Genomic DNA, 24,998 nt, shown 5'->3' with positions numbered 1-24,998 from the left:
AAAGGTCTTGGTAGGAGAAGTCAGGAAGAGGTTGTTTGAGCTATGAAACTATATCAACGACCCCCATCATGGGTAAGCGACTAAAGTGGCTAGCGGGCTTTTCCGCCCTGCACTAAAGTGCGGGGCTACCCAGCTATCCTTTTGTGTTAGTGTCTGGGAGGTTGCCAGGAGGAGGGGCAATGCAAACCGGAGCAGAAGCTCAAGTCCAACAGCGAAAAAAGGAGGCAGGATCCTGGAGAGACATTCGGCTGTTGGTATTGGACATCGACGGCACGATTGCCGGGCCTTCCAACCAGGTTTCGGAGCCGGTGCGGCAGGCCATTCAAAAAGCCAAGGCGGCAGGCGTGCGGGTAGCCATTGCTACAGGTCGGATGCATCGCTCTGCTGAGCGGTTTCACTACGCCATTGGGGCCGATATGCCTCTCTGCAGCTATCAGGGGGCGCTCATTCGCGATCCCGACAGCCAAAAGACCTTGAAGCATTGGAGCCTGGACTGGTCGCTGGCGGAGGAGCTGCTGCAGGTGCTGCAGGATCAGCCGGTGGGGGTGCACCTCTACATCGACGATCAGCTCTATTTGCGGGAGCTCAGCCCCCTCAGCCAAGCCTATGCCGAGCGCTCCCAGGTGCCGTTCCAGATGCTCTCCCCCGCCCAACACGGGAAAAGCCCCACCAAGATCCTGGCTGTTTCGGAGGATACGGAGTTTCTGCAGCAACTCCAGGGATCCCTGCGGCAGCGGTATTCTCCTGAGCAGATCTACCTCACCCGCTCGGAGCCGATTTTTTTGGAGGCCACCCATGCGGCGGTGAACAAGGGCAATGCCGTTCGTTTTCTGGCGGAAGAGCTGCTGGGGGTGTCGGCGGATCAGGTGATGGCCATCGGCGATGGCGACAACGACATCGAGATGCTCCAGTATGCGGGGATCGGGGTAGCCATGGGGAACGCCTCGCCGGCTCTGCTGCCCCACGCTGATTGGGTTGCTCCCCCCGTCACCGAAGATGGGGTGGCGGTGGCCATTGAGACCTTTATCCTCGGCTAGTTGCGGATGCAATGGTGAGCTTGGCAGATTCTCCTTTTCCCCAAGTCACGTTGCGTCCAGAACAGCAACGGGCATTGGCGTATCGGTCGGGGCCTCTGGGGATCGCGGCAGTTCCGGGGAGCGGCAAGACGTTTATCCTGGAGCTGCTAATCGCCGATCTCATCCTGAATCGCGGCGTTCCACCGGAGCGCATTGGGGTGTTCACCTACATGCGTTCGGCGCGAAGCAATTTGATCAACCGCATCAACCAACGCCTGCAACAGGCGGGCTATCCGGATCGCTTTACCCAAGCCTTCACCTTGCACTCGCTGGCGCTGCGGGTGTTGCGGGAGGTTCCCGGCCCTTGGGAAGAGCTGTCCATCCTGGAGGAATATGAACAGGAGCGCCTGCTCAGCCGTCTCTGCCGCGCCTGGCTCGCCCACCACACCCACCTCTGGGAGCCCTTGATCCCTGCCGAGAAGCCCCACAAGGTGGTCCGAAACCGGCTGCGGTTTCGACGCAGCTTCCAGCAGATGGTGCGGGCGGTGATCAGCACGGCCAAGAATCTGCGTCTGGGGCCGGAGGCGATCCCCACAACTACTCAGGGCTATCTGGGCTGGGCGGCCCCCATCTATGCTGCCTACCAAGCGGAGCTGCGTCGCCTGGGCAAGCTGGACTACGACGACCTGGGCTGGCAGGCAGTGGAGCTAATCGAGCGCGACCCGGCCCTGCGGCAGCAGGTGCAAAATTGGTACGACTACCTATTCGAGGACGAGGCCCAGGACAGCTCCCCCCTCCAAGAAGAGCTGCTGCGGCTGCTCAGCCAGCGCACCGGCAACCTGGTACGGGTCGGGGATCCCAACCAAAGCATCATGGGCACCTTCACCACCGCCGAGCCGCGGCTGTTTCGCGCCTTTTGTCAGGCCAATCCCCAGGTGACGTTGAAAGAGTCCAGCCGCAGCGCCCCCCAGATCCTGGAGTTGGCCAACCGCCTGGTGGACTGGGTGAACCAGAAGCACCCCATCCCAGCCCTGCGCACCGCCCTGGCTCCCCAGCACATTTGCCCGGCCAGCGCTGGCGGCCTAAATCCCCCGGCCAGCGAAGGGGAGGTGGTGTTTCGCCGGGTAGTCGGATCCCCGGAGCAGGAGCTGCAGGAGGTGACGCGGTGGGCCCTGGCAGCCGCCCAGGCTTTTCCCGACCAGACGGTGGCCATTCTGGTCACCACCAACGAGCTGGGGGGCAAGGCCCTCGACTACCTGCGGGAACTGGGGGCAGAGCAGGTGATCGATCTGTTGCGGGGCAACCCCAGCCAGCGGCGGGTGTTGCTGCAACTCAAGGGAATCATCGACTGGTTGGCCCAGCCCATTTCCTCTGCCCGCTTGGCCGCTGCTGTGGATCACCTGGCCGACTGGGCCGGGATCCCGCGCCTGGAGCTGGGGCCGATGCTGGACTGGATCCGCGCCTCGCTGCCGGAGCGGCTGCTATTTCCCCAGTTTGGGGAAGCCCCCACTTTGCCGGATAGCCCCTCTTGGCAAAACTTGGGCAGGCTGCTGCGCATCCTTGCCGGTTGGCTGCGGGCCGGGCGCTCCCCTTGGCCGGAGGTGCTCAATGTGATTGTCCAAAGCCTCTACCGCAAGCCGGAAGAGCTGTTTGTGGGTTGCTACGTCATCGACCAGTTGGAGCAGGTGCTGGGATCCCTGCCCGAGGTCGATTGGCAGGAGATTGCCCAAGAATTGCGGGTGATTCTGGATCGCCGCCTCAACAACCTGCCCTCGGAGATCTTTGCCTTCAACCCGGAGCCGGGCAGCATCACCGTTACGACTCTGCACCGCGCCAAGGGCTTGGAATGGGATCAGGTGTTCATCCCCCAGGTGTCGGCCTACGAGTTTCCCACCTACTCTGAAGAGCGACCGGTGGGGCTGAGGTTTTTGGAGGATGTCGATATGAGAGCAGAAGCCCTGGCCCAGTTGCGGCAGCTCAGCCGCAGAAGTTCTTGGGAGCAGCAGGCCGACTCGGCCACCGAGCAAGCCTTTTTGGATCTGGCCGCAGAGCGGCTGCGGCTGCTATACGTGGGCATCACCCGCAGCAAACGGCGGCTTACCCTCTCCGTCTCCAGCCAATCTCGCTTTGGCGAAGAGCAGAGTGCATCGTTGGTGTTTCGCGTGTTGAGCCGCCCTTGCGAGGCAAGTTGACAGCGAGGCGCCCGGGCCTCTGGTTCTTCATTGCCCCGCGGCAGGCTGCTAGCATGGCTAAGCCCGATAGCGCCGCCTTGCGCGATGGGGCAGTCGTTTAAAAACATGGGTATTCTGCAATGCAACCTCGGCGTGTTGCCCGCGAACTGGCCCTGCTGGGGGTCAACCAACTGCCGGCCACAGCGGCCAAACTGAGCGAAAAACAACTGGAGGACTTGCTGCTGGCAGCCATCCGCGCTCTGCAGGAAGAGACCCATGAAACTCTCTCCACAGCGGCGGCGGAGATCCAGCGCAGCGATCGCCTGTTGCACGAGAGCGATCCCCTGTTATTGGCCGCTTCTGATGCCAAGGAAGAGGGCGGAGCTCGCTCTCTTACTGTCCGCCTTCAGCAGGCCCAACGACATCTGCAACGCTTGGAAACGGCTCTGAAGGAGGCCAACGCCGGCGACACCGTGCAGGGAGAATTGCTGGAGCTGGCCCACCAAGCCCAAGTGGCCCTCAGCAACGCCGGCCAAGCTCTGGAACACCTGGAACAGCGGCTGTACAGCGTCCGCCGCATCCTGGATGAGGTCGTTCAGTTGTCCCAAAAGGCGGTCAACCGGCTGGGAGTTGCCCTCTCCATGCCGGAGCTGTTGCACATTGCCCAAGCTCAAGAGGTACGCGCCTACGCTCTCCAACTGTTGACCGCCCTGCGCACCCATAAGGAGGCTATCGACGCCCGTTTGCAAGGGGTTTTGGTAGGCTGGCAACTGAAGCGGGTGGGGCGGATCGAGCGCGATATCCTGCGCCTGGCGGTAGTGGAAATGGAGATCCTGCGCAGCAGCCCCGACAAGGTCGCCATCAACGAAGCTGTAGAATTGGCCAAAAAATACGGGGATCCGGAGGCCGCCGCTTTTGTCAACGGGGTGCTACGGCGGGTGGTGGACAGCCGCATGGAAGCCCCTTTCGGTCGGAATCCTTCGCCAGCCGGGGATCTCAGAAGCTAGGCTCCTCACTGCCTTAGGGTGAAAGCCCTGCGTGGGGCAGATTGTTTGACCCTCCTACCGCCCAGGGGATTTTTACGCAGTCCGCAAGCGGACTCACAGAGGCGTTGTCAAGACACCTCTAGACAGTTCCTGGAGGCAAGGCCCCAAGGTTCTGCTGACTTTTCTGATCGCGTCAGCGGGACGGAGTCGTTGCAGGTTGGCTGAGACGGCAGTCTCTTCCGGACGCTTGCCACCGGTCGGGTTTTTCACCGTCTTAGGGGCTCGCCTGGGAACGGCACGCCTCGGTGATAACTATGCCATTGATGAGCAGCTAAAGTTGCTCACGGGCCTTTCCGCCCCGCACTCAAGTACGGGGCCAGCCAGCTATCCCTCTGTGTTTTCGATGGGGAAGCGGGCGATGAGATTCGAACTCACGACATCCAGCTTGGGAAGCTAGCGTTCTACCACTGAACTACGCCCGCAGGGATCCAGGCTCGACAACCTGGAGACTTTCCTAACGCATAGTTTAGCATTTCTTGGACGGGATCCCTGGTACAACAGAAGCAGCGTTCTACTTCTTTTGTTGATCCATGCCGGCCATCCTCCTGCTCTCCGGTAGTCCTGGCCCTCTTTCTCGGGAAGCCGCTGGCCCGCCACCGCGGTCGGAAGCGATTTTGCACCACGCTGCCGGGATCCTGTCCGGTCTGGGATTGACGACGGAGTTTGTCTCGGTGCGGGATTTGCCGCCAGAGGATCTGGTGCGGGTTAACTTTGAGAGCCCTCACCTCCAGCAGATTCAGGAAAAGGTGGCCCAGGCTGCCGGGATCGTCATCTCTGCTCCTGTCTATAAAGCTTCTTATCCAGGCGTGTTGAAGGCGCTGCTGGATTTGCTAGACCAGGATGCTTTTACCGGCAAGGTGATTCTCCCCATTGCCACCGGGGGAACCCTGGCCCACCTGCTGGCCATCGACTTTGCCATGAAGCCGGTGCTGGCCGTGATGGGCGCAACCCATATCTTGAAAGGGATCTACATCCTCAGCTCGCAGATCCAGTTTGAGGCCGACGGCACCCTGCGGCTGGAGGCCGACATTGAAGAACGTCTGCAAGCAGGGATCCGGGCGCTTGCCCAGGCGGTGAAATAACGATTTTTCGTTCATGCGGAAGCGCCCAGCCAACAACTGAAAGGCAACTCTCCGGTGCAGCCTTCAGGGATCCCTCAACAGCACCGTCGCAGTCACAGCGGCACTTTGTCCCAACCGGTCGAAAACCCGTAAACTGAGCAGGTAAGAGCCGGGCACCAAGTTCAAAGGGGGGCGGATGCGGAAGCGAGTAGTGCAGGACACGTTGCCGGAGACACAGTTGACCTGGGCTGCTGACAGCGTCTGCACCTCGATCCCCGACCATGACACCTGAAACGCCAGCTCCGCTGGGAGCCGCCCCGGCACCGACACCGAGACCCCAACCTCCAAAAAGCCGCCCCGGCTAACGGCGGCAGGAATGTCGCTGCTGGTGATTAGCGGCGGCAGAGGGGGGCTGGCAGTGAGCGCGGCGGCACCACAACCGACCAGAGCCACGCCCAGCAGGGCCAGCGTCAACCCCCAAGGTTTGGATCCCAGCTTGATCACAGGGCTCCCGCTTCAGAACTCCATCCCCCAAGTATAGAGGATGGAGGCAACATCTCTAGCGTTAGTTTTGGGAGAACTCAAAAATTCACGCTATAGGTGGTGTCAAGCTGGATATTTGCCCGGAGCATCTGCTAGAGTAAAGCCCATAATCTGTCGAGCAGCCGGGCTATGGAAGTGGAAGAGGAGCTGAAAGCTTTGCGGGCGCGCGTGCGCAACTTGGAGCGATCCCTAGCAGAGTCAGAGGCACTGTCATTGCAGCAGATTGAATGTACCCATCGCCTGGAACAGCAACTGCTGGAAGCGCAGGCCCAACTGCAGGAGCGGGAGCAAGCTTTGCAGGCTTGTCAAGAGGAGAAGGCGCGGCTGGAACAACGTCCTACCCTGGAAGCTTTTCAGCTCCAACAGCAGCACATTGAAGAGTTACAAAATCTTCTCTGGGAAATGGAGCGCCGACCCACGCTGGAGCACTACCAGATCCTGCAGCAACAGTTGCAGACCAGCCAAGCAGAAATCGAAACCCTGAAGGCAGAACTGCAGCGGCGCGTCGATCCGGCCCGGTTCTATCAACTGCAGCAGGAGCTCTGGGAGCTGAAACAGCAGGCCAACCAGTTGGGGGAATACGCCGTCAAGTTGCCGCAGGTACAGCTTTTACAAGCCCAATCGCAGCTCCGCATTCAAGCGCTGGAGGAAGAGAAGGCGCAGTTGCAGGCGCAAATCCAGGAGCTGGCCGCTCGGCCCTCTGCGCAGGAAATGGAAGCCCTACGGGCGGAGCTGGAGGCGGCCCACCGCCAGGCCGAGGCTGAGGGGCAGCGTCTCAAAGCCGAGCTGGAAAGCGAAAAGGCACGCCTGCAAGCCGACCTGAATGCAGCGCAGCAACGTCTTCGCGAATTGGAAGAACGCCCTTCGCAGGAGCAATGGGCAAGCTTGCAAGCGGAGCTGAACCAGTTGCGCCAACAAGCCTCTTTTGCCAAGGCCGAGCGAACCACCTTGCTGGCGGAGCTGCAGCAGAGCCAGCAGCGCCAGGCAGAACAGGCCCAGCAAATTGCCAAACTGGAGGCGGAGCTGCAGGCTCTGCGCCAAGAGCGAAAAGCCCAAGTGGATCCCAGCGGCGAGGCGGAGTCTCTGCAGACGCAGCGGCTCCTTGCTCTAGAAGAGCAAGTGCAGGCTCTCACCCGGGAGCTCGACGCCTTGCGGGCCGAACGGGATCAGCTTCTCCAAGAGCTGGCTCAGCGGCCCACCCTTGTCCAGTGGCAGGAAGTGCAGCAGCAGCTTCGGGAGCTGGCCCAGCGACCAACTCGGGAAAGCCTGGAAGAAGCCCGGCGGGCACAGGAGCTGGCGGAGGCCCATCATCTGGTTAGCCAGAAACAGATCGAGAAGCTGCAGCAGCAGGTGGCGACTTTGAAAACCGAGTGTGTGCAGGCCCACGCCTATGCCCAAACTCAGGAAAAAGAGGTGGCCCTGTTGTTGCAACGCAATCAGGAGCTGGAGGAGCAGCTAGCCGCTCTGCGGCAGTCGTCTGCGGCTCCTCCCCAAGCAGGTGTCGAGCTCAGGTCTGGCCGCCCGGCTCAGGAACGGGTTCAGGCGGCAGCTGAAGGGCCTGCTCCCTCCCCAGCGGTGGCTGCCGCCCCACCCACCAGCCGACCCACAACTGGGAGAACGCCCGCTGGTGGGATCCCACCCCTTGCCCTTGAGGAGCGGCAGGATCGGGCGGAGAAGCTGCTGAGACGCTCCGCCTTGGCGGCTGCACGGGCTGGGGGAGAAGGGGGCAGCCGCAGCCGCATCGAGTTGCCGGCTTTTGTACAGCGGCGGCCCTACTGAGGCTGCCATTCTTGCGGATCCAAGCGCTCTCCCGCCTGGAAACGGGGCCAGGCCCAGCGCAGCAGGGATCCCAACTGGGCGTGGAACCGCTCCGGCGCAAATTGCAAGGCATGGGTCCGAATCCGCTGCGGATCCCATTCCTGGCGCTCCGCCTGGCGCAGCCCTTCGACGAGGGCTTCCACCCTGGCTTCGGGGATGAGGATCCCCGTCTGGCCGTGGATGACGGTCTCGCGGGTGCCTCCCCGGTTCAGGGCGACCACAGGACGACCACAGGCTTGCGCCTCCACCGCCACCAGGCCAAAATCCTCTTCCCAGGGAAACAGCAGCAGCCGGCAATTGGCCAGCAGCTCCTGCAGGCGGTCTTGGGGCTGGTGGGGCAAAAACTCCACTTGCGGCCCTGCCAGTTGCTTCAGTCGCGGCAGCTCCGGCCCTTCCCCCACCACTACCAGGCGGCGGCCCAGCTGCTTACAGGCAGCGATCGCCAAATCCACCCGCTTGTAGGGCACCAGCCGGCCCACCACCAGGTCGTAGTCGGCTTGGGGATGGGTTACCGGCTCAAACCCCTGCAGCGGCACCGGCGGATAGATAACCACAGCCTCGCGGCGGTAGAGCTTGGCCAGGCGCCGGCGGATGTGCTGCGAGTTGGCAATCAATAGGTCTGGCCGCTGGGCTGCCACAAAGTCCCACTGGCGCAGGCGGTGCAACAGCCAGCGGCTGAGGGCGGCAAGCGGGCGGATCCCCGTCAACCCCTCCCGCTCCAGATAGAGCTCCTGGTTTTCCCAGAGGTAACGGGGCGGGCTGTGGATGTAGCTAAGGTGCAGAGTGGAAGGCCCTGTCAGGATCCCTTTGGCAAAGGCATGGCTGCTGGAGATGACGCAGTCATAGGCGGAGAAGTCAAAGCTCTCGTAGGCCAAGGGCATCCAGGGCAGCAGGTACTTAAGGCGGCTGTGATAGTTGCGCCGCAGCACCCCCAGCCAGCGGGCCCAGCCCTGCAAAAACGAAGTGTAAACCGACCGCTGCTGCCAGCTCGGCGGCAAGGTGTGGGACGAGAAGAGGCTGACGTAGAGAGGTGCCTGTGGGGCAAAGGCAAGGAGCTCCTGCAAAACCTTTTCCGATCCCCCTGGCCAGATCAAATACTCGTGCACCAGCGCCAGGCGCTGCGCCCAGGAGGGATCCCAAGCAGGCATGGCTAGGCTTGGGTCGAGGGGGACCTTTTGCCGATGGGCCCGCTTACTTGCCTGGCTTTCTCGTCCAGCCGTTCGCTGATGTAGGCGTAGATCTCGCGGAAGCGGGGCACTGCCCGCATCTCTAGGCGGCTGCCGTCTTTGAGGGTGAGCACCATATCGCCCCAGGTGCCTAGGCCCCGTGGCACCGTCACCACCTTGGCAATCTCTTTGTAAATGACATCAGAGCGCTCCTTGCCGCCCCAGCCGCCGATCACAGTGATGCGACGGTTGGTTATCCGGTAGTGAACCCAAAGCTTGCGCACCAGGGCGCCCACAAACAGAGGCAAGCCAACGAGGGTGAGGCCGAGGAAGGAGTTCAACACCAGATCGCCCGTGTGAGGGCCGCCCTCAAAAAAAACTTCTTCTTTGATCGCCATGCTCAGCCCACCTAATGTCGAATGTCAGCATCAACAATGCTAAAAACAATCTTAAGCTAAACGGTTTCTCACCCCAACTGTCTGCCGAGTTAGCGGTGGATGCGGGATCGAGTCAGTTTTTGGAGGGCTTGCCCCGAGCGGTAGGTAGCCAAGATCAGGTGAACAAACAACACCATCACCACCAGCGCCACCGCCACCGCCCCGACATTGCCCAGCCAGCCCCACCCTTCCAGACCTGTCAGAGCCACCAAAGCCCAAGAGGCAGGGTGCAGCATTCCCCCCAAAAGAAGAATCTGGGAGAACAGGTGCCCGGCTGTGAAGCGGGATCCCAACGCCACCAGCGCCAGGCCGCCGCCGATGTTGATCAGCCCCATATTGCCCAAAAAGGCGTAGCAGATGTGCCAGGCGTACTTTTGTTTGGGCACCTCTTGCCAGGAAAGGGGTTCCCTAGGGATCCCTGGCAAATCTTGCGGAGCGGGCAGCAGCGGCTGAACCTGACTGAGGATGAGGCCCAGGACGATGGCTGCCAGCAGCATCACCACTCCCGCCTTTACATTGAGCTTGCCAGGGATGGCCAATTCAGGATGTGCCAACATTGCAGGTTCTCTCGATCCCGTCCTAGCCTATCCTGTCTTTGCCCCCAACCGGCAGATTGGCCAGCGGACTGCTGGCTGGAGAGGCTTGGCTATCCGGATAGAGCGGCGTGCCGCAGCGCTTACAAAACTGGGCATCCTCATCGTGCTGGGAGAGGCCGCATCCCGGGCAGGCCCACTGCAGCGAGGTGCCGCTTTTCACCAGTTGCTTGATCAGCTCCCCTACTTGCCAAGGGATCAGGGCCACGCCCGTCAGGATCATCAGCACCGTCAACAGCCGGCCCAGCTCAGAGGTGGGGGTGAGATCCCCAAACCCTACCGTGGTCATGGTAACAACCGAAAAGTAGAAAGCATCCAAAAAGGTGGCAAAAGCGCCGGGATTGGCCGGATGTTCCACCTGGTAGATGAGGCCAGAGTAGACGAAGACAATCGCAAAGAGAGTAAAAAGGATGCGCAACAAGATGCGGGTGTCGGCGGAGATGACCTGACCAAAGAGGGTCTTGCCCTCCACCAGGCGCAGCAGCCGCAAGATACGAAACCAGCGCAAGAGGCGGATAAAGCGAATATCCGTCAGCCCGGCAAAAAAAGGCAAAATCGCCAGCAAGTCAATGAGCGAATAGAGGCTGAAGACGTAGCGCAGCTTCTGCAGGGCCGCTGCCCAGCGCAGTAGATATTCCACCACGAATAGGCCGAGGATGAGGCGATCCAGCCGCTCCAGCCCAAGGCGGAGTTGGGGGGGAATGGGGTAGGTCTCCACTACAAAAAAGGCAGACGAACAGAAAACCAGCACCGCCACCAGCCAATTGACCCAGCGGCTTTCGGGTGTGTCCTGATCCCCCCAGTAGCGCTGGAGGAGGCCAGCAGGGGCAAGCTCAGTTTGGGTGGCCTGGGAGGGTAGGGTGGTCACAGACGGGATCCCGTTGGGAAGAGATCGAGAGGGTTTCCCTTGAGCGCCTATCGGGCGTACCTTGACTAGGTTAATGGAAACTAGTAGTAGAGCAAACTTCAGTCCTACAAACGTCTAGGCTTGAGTTGAGCATTGAATCGATGTTGCCTCCCATTGTCCTGGCTTCGCAATCTCCTGCCCGCCGCCAATTGTTAGAAGCTGCCCGGATCCCTTTTCGCGTTCAACCCAGCTACTTTGACGAAAGCCAAATCCAGAGCCCGGATCCGGTGGAGCTGGTGCAGAAGCTGGCTGCGGCCAAAGCCGAAGCGGTGGCGGCTCAGCAACGGGAGCCCGTCTTGGTGATCGGGGCTGACTCCGTGCTCTACCTAGGGGGGGAGATCCTGGGCAAGCCGGCCAATGCTCTAGAGGCGGAACGGCGCCTGCGGCAAATGCGGGGCGAAGTGGGAGAGCTCTACACGGGCCATGCCTTGATTGACACGAGGCAGAACCGCCGCCTCGTCCACTATGCGGTAACACGGGTGTTTTTTGCCAAGCCCAGCGACGAGGAGATCCGCGCCTACGTGGCCACCGGCGAGCCGCTCAATTGTGCTGGCTGCTTTGCCATTGACGGCCGCGGCAGCTTGTTTGTGGAGCGGATCGAGGGGTGCCCTGGCAACGTCATTGGGCTGAGTTTGCCGTTGCTGCGGCGCATGATCCAGGAATTGGGCTATTCCCTCACCGAAGCCTGGAATTAGCCGTCTAGATGCCGCTTGAGCAGCTCGTTGGCCAGCTTGGGATCCGCCCGTCCTTGGGTTTTTTTCATCAGTTGCCCGACAAAGTAGCCGAAGAGCTTGGTTTTGCCCTCCCGGTACTGCTGCAGTTGCTCGGGGTTCTCGGCCAGCACCTCGGCGATCATTGGCTCCAAGAGGCTGCTATCGGAGATCTGGGTCAGGCCCTTGGCCTCCACCAGGGCGCGGGCCGAGCCGCCTTTTTCCAGCAGCTCCGGCAGGATCTCCTTGGCAATTTTGCTGGAAATAGTGCCTTGCTCGATGAGGCCGATTAGCTCAGCCAGGGTTTCCGGCTTCAAGGCGATGTCCGGGTAGTCCAGCTTGTGGGTGTTGAGGTAGCTGGCGATGTCGCTCATCATCCAGTTGGCGGCTGCCTTCGGGTCGGCGCCGGCAGCAACCACGGCCTCAAAGTACTCGGCGGTGTTGCGTTCGTCGCTGAGGTAGCGGGAGTCATACACCGAGAGGCCGTACACCTGTTGGTAGCGCCGCCGCTTCACACTGGGCAATTCCGGCAGCTCCGCCTGCCAGCGGGCTTTTTGCGCTTCCGTCACACGAATGGGCGGCAGATCCGGCTCCGGAAAATAGCGGTAGTCGCTGGATCCCTCTTTCTTGCGCATGCTGATGGTGCGCTGGCTGTTTTCTTCCCAGAGGCGGGTCTCCTGTACGATGGGCTCGCCTGCTTCCACGGCCTTAACTTGGCGGTTGAACTCGTACTCGATGGCCCGCTGGATGGCGTTGAAGGAGTTCATGTTCTTGATTTCCACCTTCGTGCCGAAGGTCTGACTCCCCAGGGGGCGCACCGAGATGTTGACGTCGCAGCGCAGGGATCCCTCCTGTAGGTTGCCATCGCACAGCCCGGCGTAGCGGAGGATGCGGCGCAGCTCCTGTACATACTCGGCTGCTTCTTCCCCAGTGCGGATATCCGGCTCGCTGACGATCTCGATGAGGGGAACTCCTGCCCGGTTGAAATCCACCAGGGAATAGCTGGATCCCGACAGCCGATCGCTGCCGGCATGCACCAATTTGCCCGCGTCTTCTTCTATGTGCAAACGGGTGATGCCGATGCGCTTGCTGCGGCCGTCGCTGAGCTGGATCTCGACCCAGCCGTGGGTGGCAATGGGCAGGTCGTACTGGGAGATTTGGTAGTTTTTGGGCAGGTCGGGGTAGAAGTACTGCTTGCGGTCGAACTTGCTGTAGGGGGCGATGGTGCAATTGAGGGCCAGGCCAGCCTTGACCGCGTATTCCAGCACCTTCTCGTTCAGCACGGGCAGGGTGCCGGGCAGGCCCATGCAGACAGGGTCAATTTGGGTGTTGGGGGGAGCGCCAAAGGCCGTCGCGCTGCTGGAGAAGATCTTGGAGCGGGTGCTGAGCTGGCAGTGCACCTCCAGCCCAATCACAGCTTCGTATTCCACTTTGGCAGGGGCAGCAACCGTCATGGCCAAACGAGAAAGAGTAGGTTTTCCCATTCTAGTGGGATATCGCTAGCTGCTGAGCTGCTGCCTCAAACGGTGGGGCGGATCTCGAAGGTGGAGAGGCCTTCGGGTGGCTCGAAGCGGTGTTCGACGGCCTCCACCCGCGAGCCGGGGCTGCCCTGCTGGCACCAGCGCAACATCGCCTCCACCGCCGCCGGGGATCCTTCAAAAACCGCCTCCACCCGGCCATCCCGCAGATTGCGCACCCAGCCGTGGACGCCGGCGTTGCGGGCCATGGCTTCGGTGTAGGCCCGAAACCCCACTCCCTGAACCCGCCCGCGCACCCAAACGTGAACGCGAACCCTGTCGCTCATGCTGAGGGGGATCCCTCCGAGGTGTTGCCAAGTTCTGAAGCCGAGGGCGACTCGGCTGGCTGGGCCGTAGCTTTCTCCGCCTGCTGCTCTAGGCGCTGCCAGAGAAAGTTGACAAGGGCAACCAGTCCCACGATCCCCAGCGAGATCCCGCCGGCGTACCCAATGGCTTGCCACAGCACAGGAGACATAGGCCAACCTCGCTGGTGCAGAAAGCTCCCTTCTGACCTTACCAGACGGAAACCCCAGAGAGAGGGGATCCCTGGCGGCTTGGCCCTCTCCTCGACAACGCCCTCCAAGCTGGACAAGATTCGGCACAATGGGGAGAAGTGTTGCTAGCGAGCAGTTGAGAAGAGGCCATGGCCCACAAACTCTGGATCGACGGCCAATGGGTTGACAGCCAAGGGGGAAACCTGATGGTCATCGAGAACCCGGCTACGGGCGAGCAATTGGCGGAGGTGGTGGACGCCAGCCCTGCTGATGTGGATCGGGCCGTGCAGGCTGCCCACACCGCTTTCTCCGATGGCCGTTGGTCCAAACTCACCCCTAGCGAGCGATCCCTGGCCCTCTGGAAACTGGCCGATCTCCTCGAAGCTCACGCCGCCGAACTGGCGCGTCTGGAGTCGGAAAACACTGGCAAGCCCTACGAGGCCGTCAGTTTGGGGGCGGATCTGCCCTTTGCGGTAGATAACTTGCGTTTCTTTGCCGCTGCCGCCCGCGACACCCATGGCCTCAGCGCCGGGGACTATGCCAAGGGCTACACCTCGCTCTTTCGCAAAGAGCCGGTGGGCGTGTGCGCGCAAATTACCCCCTGGAACTACCCCCTGCTGATGGCCATCTGGAAACTTGGCCCTGCGCTGGCAGCTGGCTGTACGGTGGTGCTCAAGCCCGCCCCTGTTACTCCCTTGACCACCCTGAAGCTGGCGGAACTGATTGCCGAGGCCGGGATCCCGCCGGGCGTGGTTAACATCGTTACCGGGGGCAATGCCACGGGTCAGGCCTTGGTGGAGCATCCCCTGGTGCGCATGGTCAGCTTTACTGGCTCCACCGCCACCGGCAAGCAGGTGATGCGCACGGCTGCCCACACCCTCAAGCGGGTGCATCTGGAACTGGGGGGCAAGGCCCCGTTTTTGGTTTTCGAGGATGCCGACGTGGAAACAGTGGCCGCCAAGGCTGCTTTTGCCGCCACCTTCAACAGCGGCCAGGACTGCACAGCAGCCACCCGCGTCTATGTGCACGAGAGCAAGCTGGCGCAGCTTCAAGAGGCCATTGTCGAGACCATGCGCAACGTCAAGCTGGGATCCCCCTTTGAGCCAGGAGTGGAGATGGGACCCTTGATCTCGGCAGCCCAGCGGGAGCGGGTGATGGGATTCGTGGAGCGGGCCAAAGCCGAGGGAGCTAAGGTGCTGACCGGCGGGCGGATCCCTTCCCTCCTGGATTGGGGATACTTCTACGAACCCACGGTGATTACCCATGTCGATCAAAAAGCGGAGATTGTGCAGAGCGAGGTTTTTGGGCCAGTCCTCACCCTCAGCTCGTTCCGCGAGGACGAGGAAGCGCTACGCTTGGGCAATGACGTCCTATACGGGCTGGCGGCTTCTGTGTGGACTCAGGACATCGGACGAGCCCTGAAACTAGCCGCTGAGCTGGAGGTGGGCACCGTCTGGATTAACGACCACCTGCCCATGGCCTCAGAGGCTCCCCACGGCGGCTTCAAGCAATCGGGCTTTAGCAAGGATCTCTCGGCAGAGGCCGTGCGAGAGTATCAAGTGACCAAGCATGTGATGATTGCTACTGGCTGAAATCTCGTTCGAAGAAGAGGCTAGCGGCAGCCGGTTGGCCATGCCTTGGGGAACTCCTCCAAGCGATAGACTTGGGTGTATTGCACCCCCTGTTTTCCGTTGCCAATGGCCACGTCCTACTGCTCAACCCCAGGATCCGCAACCCTAGCCCCTCCCCGCACTTTCCCTCTCACTGCCGTAGTCGGCCAGCAAACCGCCAAGCTGGCTCTATTGTTAGCGGCGGTGGATCCCAGCTTGGGAGGAGTGGTGCTGGTGGGGCCGCGCGGCACAGCTAAGTCCGTCTTGGCCCGGGGCATTCACGCCCTCCTACCCCCCATTGAGGTCATTGCCGGCTCCTACTGCAACGACGATCCGGCACGGCCCGAGACGTGGTCGGACTGGGCCAAGACCCGCTACCCCCAGGGAACGACGCCCCCTACCCAGGTGATAGCTCCTCCCTTTGTCCAGGTGCCTTTGGGGGTGACGGAGGATCGGCTGCTGGGATCGGTAGATGTGGAGGCCTCGGTAAGGCAGGGGGAAACGGTTTTTCAGCCGGGGCTCTTGGCTGCCGCCCACCGGGGCGTGCTCTACGTAGACGACATCCACCTCTTAGATGAGGCCATCGTCAACCTGCTGCTGGCGGTGGTGGGGGACGGGGTAAACCGCCTGGAGCGGGAAGGGCTGAGCCTGCAGCACCCCTGCCGGCCTCTTCTAGTGGCCACCTACAACCCCGAGGAGGGATCCCTGCGCCCCCACCTGCTGGATCGCCTGGCGCTGGTGGTGCCGGTGGGGCAGGAGCTGAGCCTGGAAGAACGCGGGGAAATTGTCCAGCGGGCAACGCAATTTGTCGATGCTCCCGAGCCCTTCTTAGCCAAGCACCAGCCAGAACTGGAAGAGATCCGCACCCGCATCCTCCTGGCGCGGGAGTGGCTGCCCCAGGTCAAGCCGCAGCGGGAACAGATCCACTACCTGGTGCAAGAGGCCCTCCGCGGCAACGTCCAAGGGCATCGAGGGGAGCAGTTTGCCCTGCGGGCTGCCTGCGCCCTGGCGGCTCTGGAGGGGCGGGATCGCCTGGTGGCTGAGGATTTGCAACAGGCCGTGCAACTGGTGCTGCTGCCCCGGGCCCGCTATAACCCCGATCCGCCACCTCCCCCTCCACCCCAATCCCAACAGCCGGATCCCCCGCCCAGCTCCTCCGACAACAGCGACCCAGAGGAGACGGATCCCCAGCCGCAAAGCCCCAGCCTGCCGCAGGAGTTTTTCTTCGATCCCGAGCAGGTGGCCCTCGACCCACGCCTCTTGGCCTTTGCCCAGTCCCTCACCCAACAGGGGAAAACGGGATCCCGCAGCCTGGTGTTCAGCGCCGACCGGGGCCGCTACGTCAAGCCCATCCTGCCCCAGGGCGCCAATCCCCGCATCGCCGTCGACGCCACTCTGCGGGCGGCTGCCCCCTACCAGAAAAGCCGCCGCCAGCGGCAGCCGGGGCGGGCCGTCATTGTTGAGCCCGGCGACATCCGCGCCAAGAAGCTGGCCCGCAAGGCAGGGGCCTTGGTGATCTTCGTGGTAGACGCCTCCGGCTCCATGGCCCTCAACCGCATGCAGGCGGCCAAAGGCGCCGCCCTGCGCCTGCTCACTGAGGCCTACCAAAACCGCGACAAAGTTGCCCTGATTGCCTTTCGCGGCGAGGCTGCCGAGGTGCTGCTGCCCCCCACCCGCTCCATCGAGCTGGCCCGCCGCCGCCTGGAATCCCTGCCCTGCGGCGGGGGATCCCCACTGGCCCATGCCCTCACCCAAGCGGTGCGCCTGGGGGTGAACGCCCGCGCCAGCGGCGACGTGGGAGAGGTGCTCCTGGTAGCCCTCACCGATGGCCGGGCCAACATCCCCCTCAGCCGCTCCCTGGGACGCAGCGAAAGCGATCCCATCGACCTGAAGCAGGAGCTGCGGGAGATCGCCCTGCGCATCCGCGCCCTGGGATTGAAGCTGCTTCTCATCGACTCGCAGAGCCGCTTTGTAACCACCGGTTTCAGCGCCGAGCTGGCGGAACTGGCGGGCGGACGGTACTTTCATCTGCCCCGCGCCACCGACCAGGGGATCGCAGCCGTGGCCCGCTCGGCCATGCAAGAGGGACGCCCATACCCTTGAGAGAGCAGCTCTCCCTCGGTAGGAGCTGTAACTTTTCTTAATGGTTGGTTATGATCCCTGTAGGCGCTCTTAGCTTGCCCTATGGTCACAGGACTCCTGCCAGAACTCTCTTTGCCTCATCCCATGCTTACTGACTGGGTCAGCCGGGGAGTGAGCGCAGCCATTCGCGCTCTCTTCAAGCAGGCAGAGCGGCTGGAGGCGCGCGTGCGGGCAGAGCCCATTGCCAAGCTGTTGCAAGGACGCATCGACAGCTTTGAGCTGGTGGGCCAGAACCTGCAGATGTACAACGGCCTGCGGCTTTCGCTTTTAGAGCTGTTTTGCAACGCTGTAGCCATTGACTTTAGCCAAATCTGGCAGGGTCGGATTAAGCTGCGGCAGCCGGTGCAGGCCAGGATGCGGGTGGTGCTGAGCGAAGCGGATCTGGCGCGATCCTTTAACACGCCTTTTGTGCTGAACAAGCTGGCTCAGGTGGATCAGGGGGGCAAGCCGCTCTCATTTCATCAGGTCGAGGTTCACCTCACCCCAGAGCAGCGGTTGCGATTGCAGGCCGAGGTTCAGCCAGGGGGAGAAAAGCCCTTGCAGGTGGGCTTTTCCGCTCGCATCGAGGTGCTAGAACGTCGCCGCATTTGCCTTGCCGATCCGCTGTTTGAGGGCGACACGGAGGAGGGGCGGGCCCTGAGCCGAGCCTTGGTGGATCACCTGAATGCGCTCCTGGATTTGGATCGGCTAGCCCTGCAAGGGAGCAAGCTGCGAGTAGATCGGGTGTGCCTACAGCCTCACCAGATGATCCTCTACGGCAGCGCTGCTCTGGTGCGGTTTCCCACCCGCTAGCCCCCCTGGGAAAATGCTTGACAACCTTTTGGAAGGCGGGTACGCTCAGGGGTGGTGAGGAGTGAAGAGAAGAAGCCTCTGGGGTCGAAACACGGACAGACGCCCAGAGGTTTTTTCATGACCTGCTCAGCCTCAACGGGGACACCGCCATCCCTACCTAGCCTCCGAGTTTTAACTATTCTCAACCACAGGAGATGGGGGACTTTTCCCAACACCCCGGCCTCTTGCCCCAATTGGGAAAAAGCCTGTCCCCCCAAACTGGCTACGACCCTTTGAATTCAGGCTGGGACATAGCACCTGCCACAACTTTTTTTGCTCGAAAAGGTTCCAAAGAGTCTCCCCTGAGCCTCAGGGGTCTTGGTTCAGTTGCAAGTCCCCTCCCAGGTCATCGCCTGCCAGAAGGCCGCAGAAGGTTGGTGCAACACAATGCGATTGCCATCGGGATCCCGGAAGTCCACCTCCTGGCCGTGAAAGGCCTGCCGCAGCGGCGAAACGGAGATCTGGTGCTCCGCCAACACCGCCGCCAGGGATCCCAGGCATGCCGCCAGATCCTGCACCTGCAGGCAAAGACTTGCTGCTCCCGCCTGGGCGGCAAACTCTGGATGGAGACTGCGGTAGAGGCCCAGTCGCAGGCCAGGCAGGCGAAACTCCACATACACTGGCTCTCCCTCCCTGGAGAGCTGGACTTGGGGCGGGATCCCCAAGAGGGCCTGGTAAAAGTGCAACAAACGGGGCAAATTGGGGGTGGCCAAGCTCAGCAAAGCTGCAGCAATCTGCATCGCAACCGGAAAAAGGAAGCTACTCATTCTAATCCGAACTTCCGCTGATAGCCAGCCCTAACTGCGCCACTCGGAAAGGGATCCCCGCCTCTCCTAGGATTGGACTATAGTAGGTAGCGAGACTTGCTGCTCTTTCTTCACGAATAAAAACTGGAGCAACCTACCGTGGGGCTATTCAGCCGATTTTCCCGTGACATGGGCATCGATCTGGGCACGGCCAACACCCTAGTCTATGTGGCTGGCCGCGGCATTGTCCTACAGGAGCCCTCTGTCGTCGCCATCGACCAAAACACCAAACAACCGCTGGCCGTGGGGGAAGATGCCAAAAAAATGTTGGGCCGTACCCCGGGCAACATCGTGGCTGTGCGTCCTCTGCGGGATGGGGTGATCGCCGACTTCGACACGGCGGAGATGATGCTGAAGCACTTCATCCAGCGGGTGCATGGAGGTCGTTACTTGATCGCCCCGCGCATCGTCATCGGGATCCCAAGTGGGGTGACCGGCGTAGAGCGACGGGCAGTGATGGAAGCGGCCCTGCAAGCCGGCTCGCGGGAGGTGTATTTGGTGGATGAGCCGGTGGCAGCAGCCATCGGCGCGGGGCTGCCGGTGCAAGAGCCCACCGGGAACATGATCATCGACATCGGCGGCGGCACCACCGAGGTGGCCGTCCTCAGCTTGCAAGGGATCGTCCTCAGCGAGTCGGTGCGGGTGGCAGGAGACGAGCTGAGCGAGGCCATCATTCAGTACATGAAAAAAGTTCACAATCTCACCATCGGGGAGCGCACTGCCGAAGAGATTAAAATTCAAATCGGCTCTGCCTACCCAACTCAAGAGGAGATGACCATGGAAGTGCGGGGGCTGCATTTGCTTTCGGGTTTGCCCCGCACTGTGACGGTGAAGAGCACTGAGATCCGTGAGAGCATGGCCGAGCCCCTCTCGGTCATTGTGGAGGCCATCAAGCGCACCCTGGAGCGCACGCCGCCGGAATTGGCGGCAGACATCATCGACCGCGGCATTATGTTGGCGGGAGGGGGGGCGTTGCTCAAGGGGCTAGACGCCCTGATCAGCCATGAGACCGGGATCCTGGTTCACATTGCCCCGGATCCCCTCAGTTGTGTGGTGCTCGGTACAGGGCGGGTTTTGGAGGATTTCAAAACCTTGGGTCGAGTGTTGAGCGGCAGCTTCAAGGGTTAGAGGAGTTTCCTCTGAATCCCTGATTCGAGGTGTGAGTCGAGTGGGTTAGAGAGGTATTGCTTGAATCGGCTACACCAGTGGTGGATGCGTTATGGTTTGGGGTTGCTCCTGTCTGCTTCGGCGATAGGAGGGGCGTGGGCTTTGCGCCAGACCCAGGGATCCCTGCTGGTGGAGCTGTACAGTTGGCTCACCGCACCCATCCGTCCACCTGTGGATCCTGACGCCGTACTTAGCCAGGCCGCCACCCGCGAGCTACAGGCCCTGGTGGCCGAGCTGCGGCACCAAAACCGCGAGCTGAAGCGCCTGCTGCAATTTACCGAGCAAATGCCCCAAGCAGGGATCCCGGCGGCGGTGGTGGGCCGCAGCGCCGATCACTGGTGGCAACAGCTCACCCTCAGCCGCGGCAGCCAGCATGGGGTCAGGGTAGGAGATGTGGTTATGGCACCGGGGGGATTGGTCGGCCGGGTTGAGGCGGTAACCCCCAACACCAGCCGCGTGCTGCTTATTAGCGATCCCACCAGCCGTGTCGGGGTGATGCTCAGCCGCAGCCGGCACATGGGCATCTTGCGGGGCACCGGCACCCAGAACGCCATCTTGGATTTTTTCGATAAGGATCCCAAAGTGGAAGTGGGGGATGTGGTGGTAACTTCGGGCCTGAGCAGCTTCTACCCGGCGGGGGTTGTGGTGGGAACGGTTCGAGCCATCAACCTGGATGCCAGCCCTGCCCCACAAGCCACAGTCGAATTGTCGGCGCCCCTGGGCCTCTTGGAGTGGGCCTTGATTTACCGCTATGCTCAACCTTAAGTCTCGCCTCAATTGGCTGGTCACCGCCTTGTCAGGGCTGTTGGCGGTGGTGGCCCCTTGGTGGCGGGGGCCGGGCTTGGAGCTGGCGGGCCTAACCCCCGATTGGCCCCTGATCTGGGTGGTGTGCTGGAGCGTGCGGCGCAAGGCTTGGCAGGGGGCTGTTGCCGGGATCACATTGGGTTTTCTGCAGGATGCCCTGACCAACCCTTATCCTACCCATGCCCTGGGGTTGGCGGTGGTCGGGATCCTCACGGCCAAGTTGCAGAAGCAGCGCTACATGCAAGAGGACTTCATCTCCGTGGCTTTGATCGTCTTCGGCATGGTGGTGATTGCCGAGACGCTGATGGCGCTGCAATGGATGTGGCTGACGGCCTCTCAGGGATCCGCTGGCCTCGAGCCGGCGGAAATGGCAACTTGGTTGGATGGGTTGGCAAACTCCTCGCCCGCCGCCGGCGCCATTGGCGGCGATGGCCCCCGTTCTCTGGAGAGCATCTGGTGGAACCATCAGCGCAATGCCCTCACGTCGGCCATTTTAAGCAGCCTGTGGGCCCCCGCTCTCTATTGGCCCCTCAGCCGTTGGTGGCAATCTCAAGAGCGGGATTTGAGAGAGACCTAGCTGCAGGTTCTGCCGCCAGTGATCTGCATTCCCCACAGCCGCTGCCGGGCGCGATGGGACATCGGTTGCACAGCTACTCTGCTCCCAACGGCGGCAAAACGGTTCCTTGCCCCATTTCCTCTCTCCCTAGGAGAGGAACGGGGGGTGAGGGCTTGGGGTCGCTCTCAGAGGGATCCGTTTTCGCCTAAAATGACAAAGCCCTCTGCCACCCACTGCCAACGGGCCAACAGACTCTGGGCCAAGCGGATGGGAAGGTGTTGAGGTTGACTCGATTGAGGGAGAGGGATCCATGCCTCATACCATCGTCACCGATATTTGTGAAGGCGTTGCCGACTGTGTGGAGGCCTGCCCCGTCGCCTGCATTCACCCTGGGGACGGCAAAAATGCCAAAGGCACCGACTACTTCTGGATCGACTTTGCCACCTGTATTGACTGTGGCATCTGTCTTCAGGTTTGCCCTGTGGAAGGGGCGATCCTGCCGGAGGAAAAACCGCACCTGCAGCGAGTGCCCAACTAGCCCGGCGGGCTGCTTCTTCCCAATTTTGCAATTGCCTTTCAGCCCAGAGAAGCCAAAGCCACAACGGCGCTGGTCAACCAGTTCAAGGACAGGAGCCCGCCCAGGAAGGCCAACGGGATCAGACCCGCCAGGCGCCACCACTCCAGATCCAGCGCCACCGCTGCCGCCCGCACCTGCCAAACCACAAACCACAACAGCGCCACGAACCCCAACAGGGATCCGGCCACTCCGCCCAAGGATTGGGCAGGTCCCAGCAGCAGCCAGGGCAGGCCAGCAAAGCCCGTCAGGCAGAGGAGCGACGCAAAAGAAGGGGCAGCCCGCCCAAAACAAAAGGCCAGCGCCTGCAGCAGGGCCGCCAGGCTTACCCATCCCAGGAAGCCTGCCAGCAGCGCCAGCACCATGCTCGGCAGGTTTACCCCGAAACGACGCACAGCCTCGAGAATGTTCAGCAGCGCCACCACCCCAAAAGCTTGCCAGAGAACAGGCTGTTGCCGCAGCGAGCGAAAGGTGGGCTCCGGCAGAAACCAAGCGCCGTAAATGTTATCCAACAAAGAGTCGAGCATGGCCGGCAAAAAGTCGGTCTGCTCTCCTATCCTAGCCCAACGACAAGAGGGCTCCTCCAAAGCCAAGCAAATGCCGATCCCGTCCTTGGCAAAGCCCTGATGAGCACTTGACAAGCACGGCCCGCAGATGCGGTATGATGGGCTAAGGATTCTGAGGCGTTGGTGACTGCCGTTACGTTTTTGCGATCGATACCCTTCGACAATTAGGACGGGTGTGGATGTGAGAGCAGTAAGCCAAACTCGATTTGGAAACTATCGATAGTCATCCCCGATGTCCTACACTGGCTTTTCCAGGTCGAAAACCACGGTAAAACGGCGCAATAGGATCCTCAAGAAGGCTCTCGCTGGAGGGCCTTCTTGTTCTTAATGGCTGCACGGGATCCCTCGTCAGGCAAGTTTTGAGGGGAGCTGAGGTGGTTGTGGGATGGGGGTTAGGCGGCCTGTTGTTTGGCCTGTTGGCAATTTTGAACGGCAGGGATGCGGCGCCAATTTAAGTTAGCAAGCACCAGGGCGCTGAGGGGACGGGTGTGAGCCAGCAGCCCGGCAAGGAGCAGCAGCCAACGGCTCAAGGCAGAGCCGGCCAACAGCCAATGGATGAGCAGAGCTGCCCCTCCTCCTTCTACCCCTGCCGCCAAGACCCAGGCCCAGGCAACTTTCCCATGCCGGGACAGGAGGATCCCTTGCAATCCACCGACGCCAAGCCCCACCAGCAAGCCACGCAGCGGGCTGGCCATCGCCTGCAAGGCGTTCTGCAGCCAGGGATCCCTGGGATCGAAAGCGAAGGTTGCCATCCCCGCCTCCAGGGTATCTGCTGCTACCCAACCCAAAGCCGTGGCCAGCAGCGTGGCCGCCACCCACCGCCAAGAGACCTGCCGCCGCAATACCGCCCACTGGAGTAGCCCCATCCCCAAGCCCAGGCCGGCCCCGGCCACCGCTCCTTGGAGCGAACCCAAAGCAGCCAGCAGGGGAGCTGCCGCCCCCAGCCCCAGATAGCCGATCCCAGCCGCCGCCCAATTGGCCAGGAGCCAGCCCAGGGCCAATCCTTTGCTCTGGCGGGGCTTGCCTGAGGTGGGGAGGGTGGGCTTCTGGTGGGGGCTAACCTGTTCCTGGCCGACCTGCTGTTCGACCTCGCGCAGCCCCTGTTCTGCCGAGGGGTTACCCGGCTCCAGCCGCAGCACTCCTTGATAGTCCATCTGGGCAAGGCCCCAATGGCCCTGCCGCTGGTGGGCCAGGCCGCGGTATAGGTAGTAGCGGGCTTCGTTGGGGGCACTCTGGATCAGCTTGTTAAGCAGGTGGACAGCCATTTTGTATTCGCCTGCCTCGATCAAACGCACCGCCCGCTGCAGCTCTTCTTCCTCAGCTTCCGAAACAGGGGCGGCTCGGCTCTGCTGGGTGGCTTGCTGGCCAAAGCCGGCAGGGATCCGCTGCAGAGGAGCCTTTTGAGGGGGAGGCGGGATCTTGTCCCCATAGACGGCTCGGAGCTGCTGGGCCAGCTCCTCCATGGTGGCCGGGCGAAGGGCAGGGTCTTTCTCCAAGCAACGCAGCACCACCTTTTCTAGGGCCTCAGGGATGGGGTGGGGCAGCGGATGGTCTTGAAAAGGGCGGGGCTTTTGAAAGTTGTGGACGTGGTACCAGCCCTGCAGGGTGTCGGTCTCTGGCTCGAAGGGCAACGCACCGGTTAACAGCTCGTACAAAACCACCCCCAGGGAATAGATGTCGGAGCGGCCATCCAGCTTCTCTCCCCGCATCTGCTCCGGCGAGGCATAGACCATCGTGCCCAAAAAATACCCGGTTTGCGTCAGGCCACGAGAGGTTTCCCCCATGAGTTTGGAAATGCCAAAGTCCAGGAGCTTGACCCGTTCTTTGCCATCGGGCCCTTTTTGCACAAAGATGTTGCTGGGCTTGATATCGCGGTGGATGACCCCTCGAATCGAGTGTTTGCCCAGATCCATGTGAAAGTTGTGGGCGTGGTGCAGGGCCGAGCAAATTTGCAAAGCCAAGTTCACCACCCGCTCTGGGTGCAGGGGACCTTCCCGTGCCAACACATAGTCCAAGCCCTGGCCCGTGTAAGGCTTGGCCTTCAGGTACTCCATCACCAGGTAGGGCTGGTTTTGGTACAGACCGTAGGAGCGCACCTGCACAATGTTGGGGTGCTCGCCCAACAGGGCGCTGACCCTGGCCTCGTCCAGGAAGCGCTGCTGCAGTTGCTGGTAATACTCCGGCTCCATGTCTGGCGGCGGCGGGCGCAACAACTTAACGGCCACCGGCTCGTCATTCAACTGGGTATCCACCGCCTCGAACACATTGCCGTAGCCACCCTCGCTGATGTGGTGGGTCAGTCGGTAGCGGTTGCCGATCAGTTGTCCAATTAGGCGCTGGTTCATGGAGGAGGAGGGCCAGCCGAGGGGAGGGTCTACCTAAAATGATTCTAGTCAGCTTGAGGGCGCAAGACCTGTGGGTGAGGGATCCGCCCTTTTTCGCCCCAGAAGTCAGGGATCCCGC

The 24,998-nt window shown here is 61.7% G+C and carries 24 protein-coding genes and 1 tRNA gene; 13 read left to right on the top strand and 12 right to left on the bottom strand.

Features of this window, described 5'->3' with window-relative positions; all coding sequences use genetic code 11:
* The first annotated feature begins 179 nt into the window (after positions 1 to 179).
* From ACVWXC_RS08975 to nusB, 3 genes are all read left to right on the top strand, one after another.
* Complete coding sequence (locus ACVWXC_RS08975) at positions 180 to 1,037, top strand: Cof-type HAD-IIB family hydrolase (protein ID WP_011429257.1); 858 nt, start codon at positions 180 to 182, stop codon at positions 1,035 to 1,037.
* Between the two features lie 11 nt (positions 1,038 to 1,048).
* Entirely contained in the window at positions 1,049 to 3,208 is a 2,160-nt protein-coding gene (locus tag ACVWXC_RS08970) for an ATP-dependent helicase (RefSeq protein WP_457392226.1), read from the top strand.
* A 119-nt stretch (positions 3,209 to 3,327) separates the two neighbouring features.
* Positions 3,328 to 4,194: a transcription antitermination factor NusB gene (nusB, locus tag ACVWXC_RS08965; protein ID WP_099812516.1), complete on the top strand. Its 867-nt coding sequence runs from the start codon at positions 3,328 to 3,330 to the stop codon at positions 4,192 to 4,194.
* A 389-nt stretch (positions 4,195 to 4,583) separates the two neighbouring features.
* Here nusB and ACVWXC_RS08960 read toward each other — a convergent pair.
* A tRNA-Gly gene (locus ACVWXC_RS08960) sits at positions 4,584 to 4,655 on the bottom strand.
* A 108-nt stretch (positions 4,656 to 4,763) separates the two neighbouring features.
* On the opposite strand from ACVWXC_RS08960, the gene ssuE reads away from it, so the two are divergent.
* Positions 4,764 to 5,315, top strand: coding sequence for an NADPH-dependent FMN reductase (ssuE, locus tag ACVWXC_RS08955; protein WP_011429260.1), 552 nt, complete (start codon positions 4,764 to 4,766; stop codon positions 5,313 to 5,315).
* Between the two features lie 63 nt (positions 5,316 to 5,378).
* Here ssuE and ACVWXC_RS08950 read toward each other — a convergent pair whose 3' ends face one another.
* A complete protein-coding gene (locus ACVWXC_RS08950; protein WP_011429261.1) occupies positions 5,379 to 5,798 on the bottom strand; it encodes a hypothetical protein in 420 nt (139 codons plus the stop codon).
* A gap of 168 nt (positions 5,799 to 5,966) precedes the next feature.
* On the opposite strand from ACVWXC_RS08950, the gene ACVWXC_RS08945 reads away from it, so the two are divergent.
* Positions 5,967 to 7,616: a hypothetical protein gene (locus tag ACVWXC_RS08945; protein WP_011429262.1), complete on the top strand. Its 1,650-nt coding sequence runs from the start codon at positions 5,967 to 5,969 to the stop codon at positions 7,614 to 7,616.
* Here ACVWXC_RS08945 and ACVWXC_RS08940 read toward each other — a convergent pair.
* The 4 genes from ACVWXC_RS08940 to ACVWXC_RS08925 form a co-directional block, all read right to left on the bottom strand.
* Positions 7,610 to 8,803, bottom strand: a complete 1,194-nt coding sequence (locus ACVWXC_RS08940; protein WP_011429263.1) for a glycosyltransferase — start codon at positions 8,801 to 8,803, stop codon at positions 7,610 to 7,612. The two genes, ACVWXC_RS08945 and ACVWXC_RS08940, sit on opposite strands and share 7 nt — an antisense overlap.
* A 2-nt stretch (positions 8,804 to 8,805) precedes the next feature.
* The gene (locus ACVWXC_RS08935; RefSeq protein WP_011429264.1) at positions 8,806 to 9,219 is read right to left on the bottom strand and encodes a PH domain-containing protein; all 414 of its coding nucleotides are present in this window, start codon (positions 9,217 to 9,219) and stop codon (positions 8,806 to 8,808) included.
* 89 nt (positions 9,220 to 9,308) lie between these two features.
* On the bottom strand, positions 9,309 to 9,815 hold the full coding sequence (locus tag ACVWXC_RS08930) for a hypothetical protein (RefSeq protein ID WP_240527286.1): 507 nt from the start codon (positions 9,813 to 9,815) through the stop codon (positions 9,309 to 9,311).
* Between the two features lie 22 nt (positions 9,816 to 9,837).
* On the bottom strand, positions 9,838 to 10,719 hold the full coding sequence (locus tag ACVWXC_RS08925) for an ion transporter (RefSeq protein WP_011429266.1): 882 nt from the start codon (positions 10,717 to 10,719) through the stop codon (positions 9,838 to 9,840).
* Between the two features lie 140 nt (positions 10,720 to 10,859).
* Here ACVWXC_RS08925 and ACVWXC_RS08920 point away from each other — a divergent pair, with 140 nt between their 5' ends.
* Positions 10,860 to 11,453, top strand: a complete 594-nt coding sequence (locus ACVWXC_RS08920) for a Maf family protein (protein WP_099834680.1) — start codon at positions 10,860 to 10,862, stop codon at positions 11,451 to 11,453.
* On the opposite strand, the gene gatB is transcribed toward ACVWXC_RS08920, so the two are convergent.
* The 3 genes from gatB to ACVWXC_RS08905 form a co-directional block, all read right to left on the bottom strand.
* A complete protein-coding gene (gene gatB, locus ACVWXC_RS08915) occupies positions 11,450 to 12,922 on the bottom strand; it encodes an Asp-tRNA(Asn)/Glu-tRNA(Gln) amidotransferase subunit GatB (RefSeq protein WP_457392218.1) in 1,473 nt (490 codons plus the stop codon). The two genes, ACVWXC_RS08920 and gatB, sit on opposite strands and share 4 nt — an antisense overlap.
* A 65-nt stretch (positions 12,923 to 12,987) precedes the next feature.
* Complete coding sequence (locus ACVWXC_RS08910; RefSeq protein ID WP_099812511.1) at positions 12,988 to 13,272, bottom strand: acylphosphatase; 285 nt, start codon at positions 13,270 to 13,272, stop codon at positions 12,988 to 12,990.
* Positions 13,269 to 13,460, bottom strand: a complete 192-nt coding sequence (locus tag ACVWXC_RS08905; protein ID WP_041438067.1) for a hypothetical protein — start codon at positions 13,458 to 13,460, stop codon at positions 13,269 to 13,271. Before ACVWXC_RS08905 ends, ACVWXC_RS08910 begins: the two co-directional genes overlap by 4 nt.
* 168 nt (positions 13,461 to 13,628) lie before the next feature.
* Here ACVWXC_RS08905 and ACVWXC_RS08900 point away from each other — a divergent pair, with 168 nt between their 5' ends.
* The 3 genes from ACVWXC_RS08900 to ACVWXC_RS08890 all read left to right on the top strand — a co-directional run bounded on the left by ACVWXC_RS08900 (position 13,629) and on the right by ACVWXC_RS08890 (position 18,023).
* Positions 13,629 to 15,071, top strand: coding sequence for a gamma-aminobutyraldehyde dehydrogenase (locus tag ACVWXC_RS08900; protein ID WP_457392214.1), 1,443 nt, complete (start codon positions 13,629 to 13,631; stop codon positions 15,069 to 15,071).
* Between the two features lie 105 nt (positions 15,072 to 15,176).
* Complete coding sequence (gene bchD / locus ACVWXC_RS08895) at positions 15,177 to 17,192, top strand: magnesium chelatase ATPase subunit D (protein ID WP_457392211.1); 2,016 nt, start codon at positions 15,177 to 15,179, stop codon at positions 17,190 to 17,192.
* A gap of 81 nt (positions 17,193 to 17,273) precedes the next feature.
* The gene (locus tag ACVWXC_RS08890) at positions 17,274 to 18,023 is read left to right on the top strand and encodes an LmeA family phospholipid-binding protein (protein ID WP_099812508.1); all 750 of its coding nucleotides are present in this window, start codon (positions 17,274 to 17,276) and stop codon (positions 18,021 to 18,023) included.
* Positions 18,024 to 18,385: 362 nt separating this feature from the next.
* Here ACVWXC_RS08890 and ACVWXC_RS08885 read toward each other — a convergent pair whose 3' ends face one another.
* Positions 18,386 to 18,802: a VOC family protein gene (locus tag ACVWXC_RS08885; RefSeq protein ID WP_071813547.1), complete on the bottom strand. Its 417-nt coding sequence runs from the start codon at positions 18,800 to 18,802 to the stop codon at positions 18,386 to 18,388.
* 165 nt (positions 18,803 to 18,967) lie between these two features.
* Here ACVWXC_RS08885 and ACVWXC_RS08880 point away from each other — a divergent pair, with 165 nt between their 5' ends.
* The 4 genes from ACVWXC_RS08880 to ACVWXC_RS08865 all read left to right on the top strand — a co-directional run bounded on the left by ACVWXC_RS08880 (position 18,968) and on the right by ACVWXC_RS08865 (position 21,933).
* Positions 18,968 to 19,996, top strand: coding sequence for a rod shape-determining protein (locus ACVWXC_RS08880; RefSeq protein WP_011429276.1), 1,029 nt, complete (start codon positions 18,968 to 18,970; stop codon positions 19,994 to 19,996).
* A 60-nt stretch (positions 19,997 to 20,056) separates the two neighbouring features.
* Complete coding sequence (gene mreC, locus ACVWXC_RS08875) at positions 20,057 to 20,800, top strand: rod shape-determining protein MreC (protein ID WP_011429277.1); 744 nt, start codon at positions 20,057 to 20,059, stop codon at positions 20,798 to 20,800.
* A complete protein-coding gene (mreD, locus tag ACVWXC_RS08870; RefSeq protein WP_099812506.1) occupies positions 20,787 to 21,416 on the top strand; it encodes a rod shape-determining protein MreD in 630 nt (209 codons plus the stop codon). Before mreC ends, mreD begins: the two co-directional genes overlap by 14 nt.
* A 289-nt stretch (positions 21,417 to 21,705) precedes the next feature.
* Complete coding sequence (locus ACVWXC_RS08865; protein ID WP_011429279.1) at positions 21,706 to 21,933, top strand: indolepyruvate ferredoxin oxidoreductase subunit alpha; 228 nt, start codon at positions 21,706 to 21,708, stop codon at positions 21,931 to 21,933.
* Positions 21,934 to 21,971: 38 nt separating this feature from the next.
* Here the strand turns inward: ACVWXC_RS08865 and ACVWXC_RS08860 are convergent, their stop codons facing one another.
* Positions 21,972 to 22,610 (bottom strand): YIP1 family protein, encoded by a 639-nt coding sequence (locus ACVWXC_RS08860; protein WP_457392205.1) that lies wholly within the window; start codon positions 22,608 to 22,610, stop codon positions 21,972 to 21,974.
* Between the two features lie 317 nt (positions 22,611 to 22,927).
* Complete coding sequence (locus tag ACVWXC_RS08855) at positions 22,928 to 24,880, bottom strand: serine/threonine-protein kinase (RefSeq protein WP_099812505.1); 1,953 nt, start codon at positions 24,878 to 24,880, stop codon at positions 22,928 to 22,930.
* Positions 24,881 to 24,998: the final 118 nt, after the last annotated feature.

It is taken from the genome of Thermostichus sp. OS-CIW-20 (assembly GCF_054061455.1).
The sequence above is the reverse complement of the archived record's forward strand: the minus strand, read 5'-3'. Positions and strand labels throughout refer to the sequence as shown.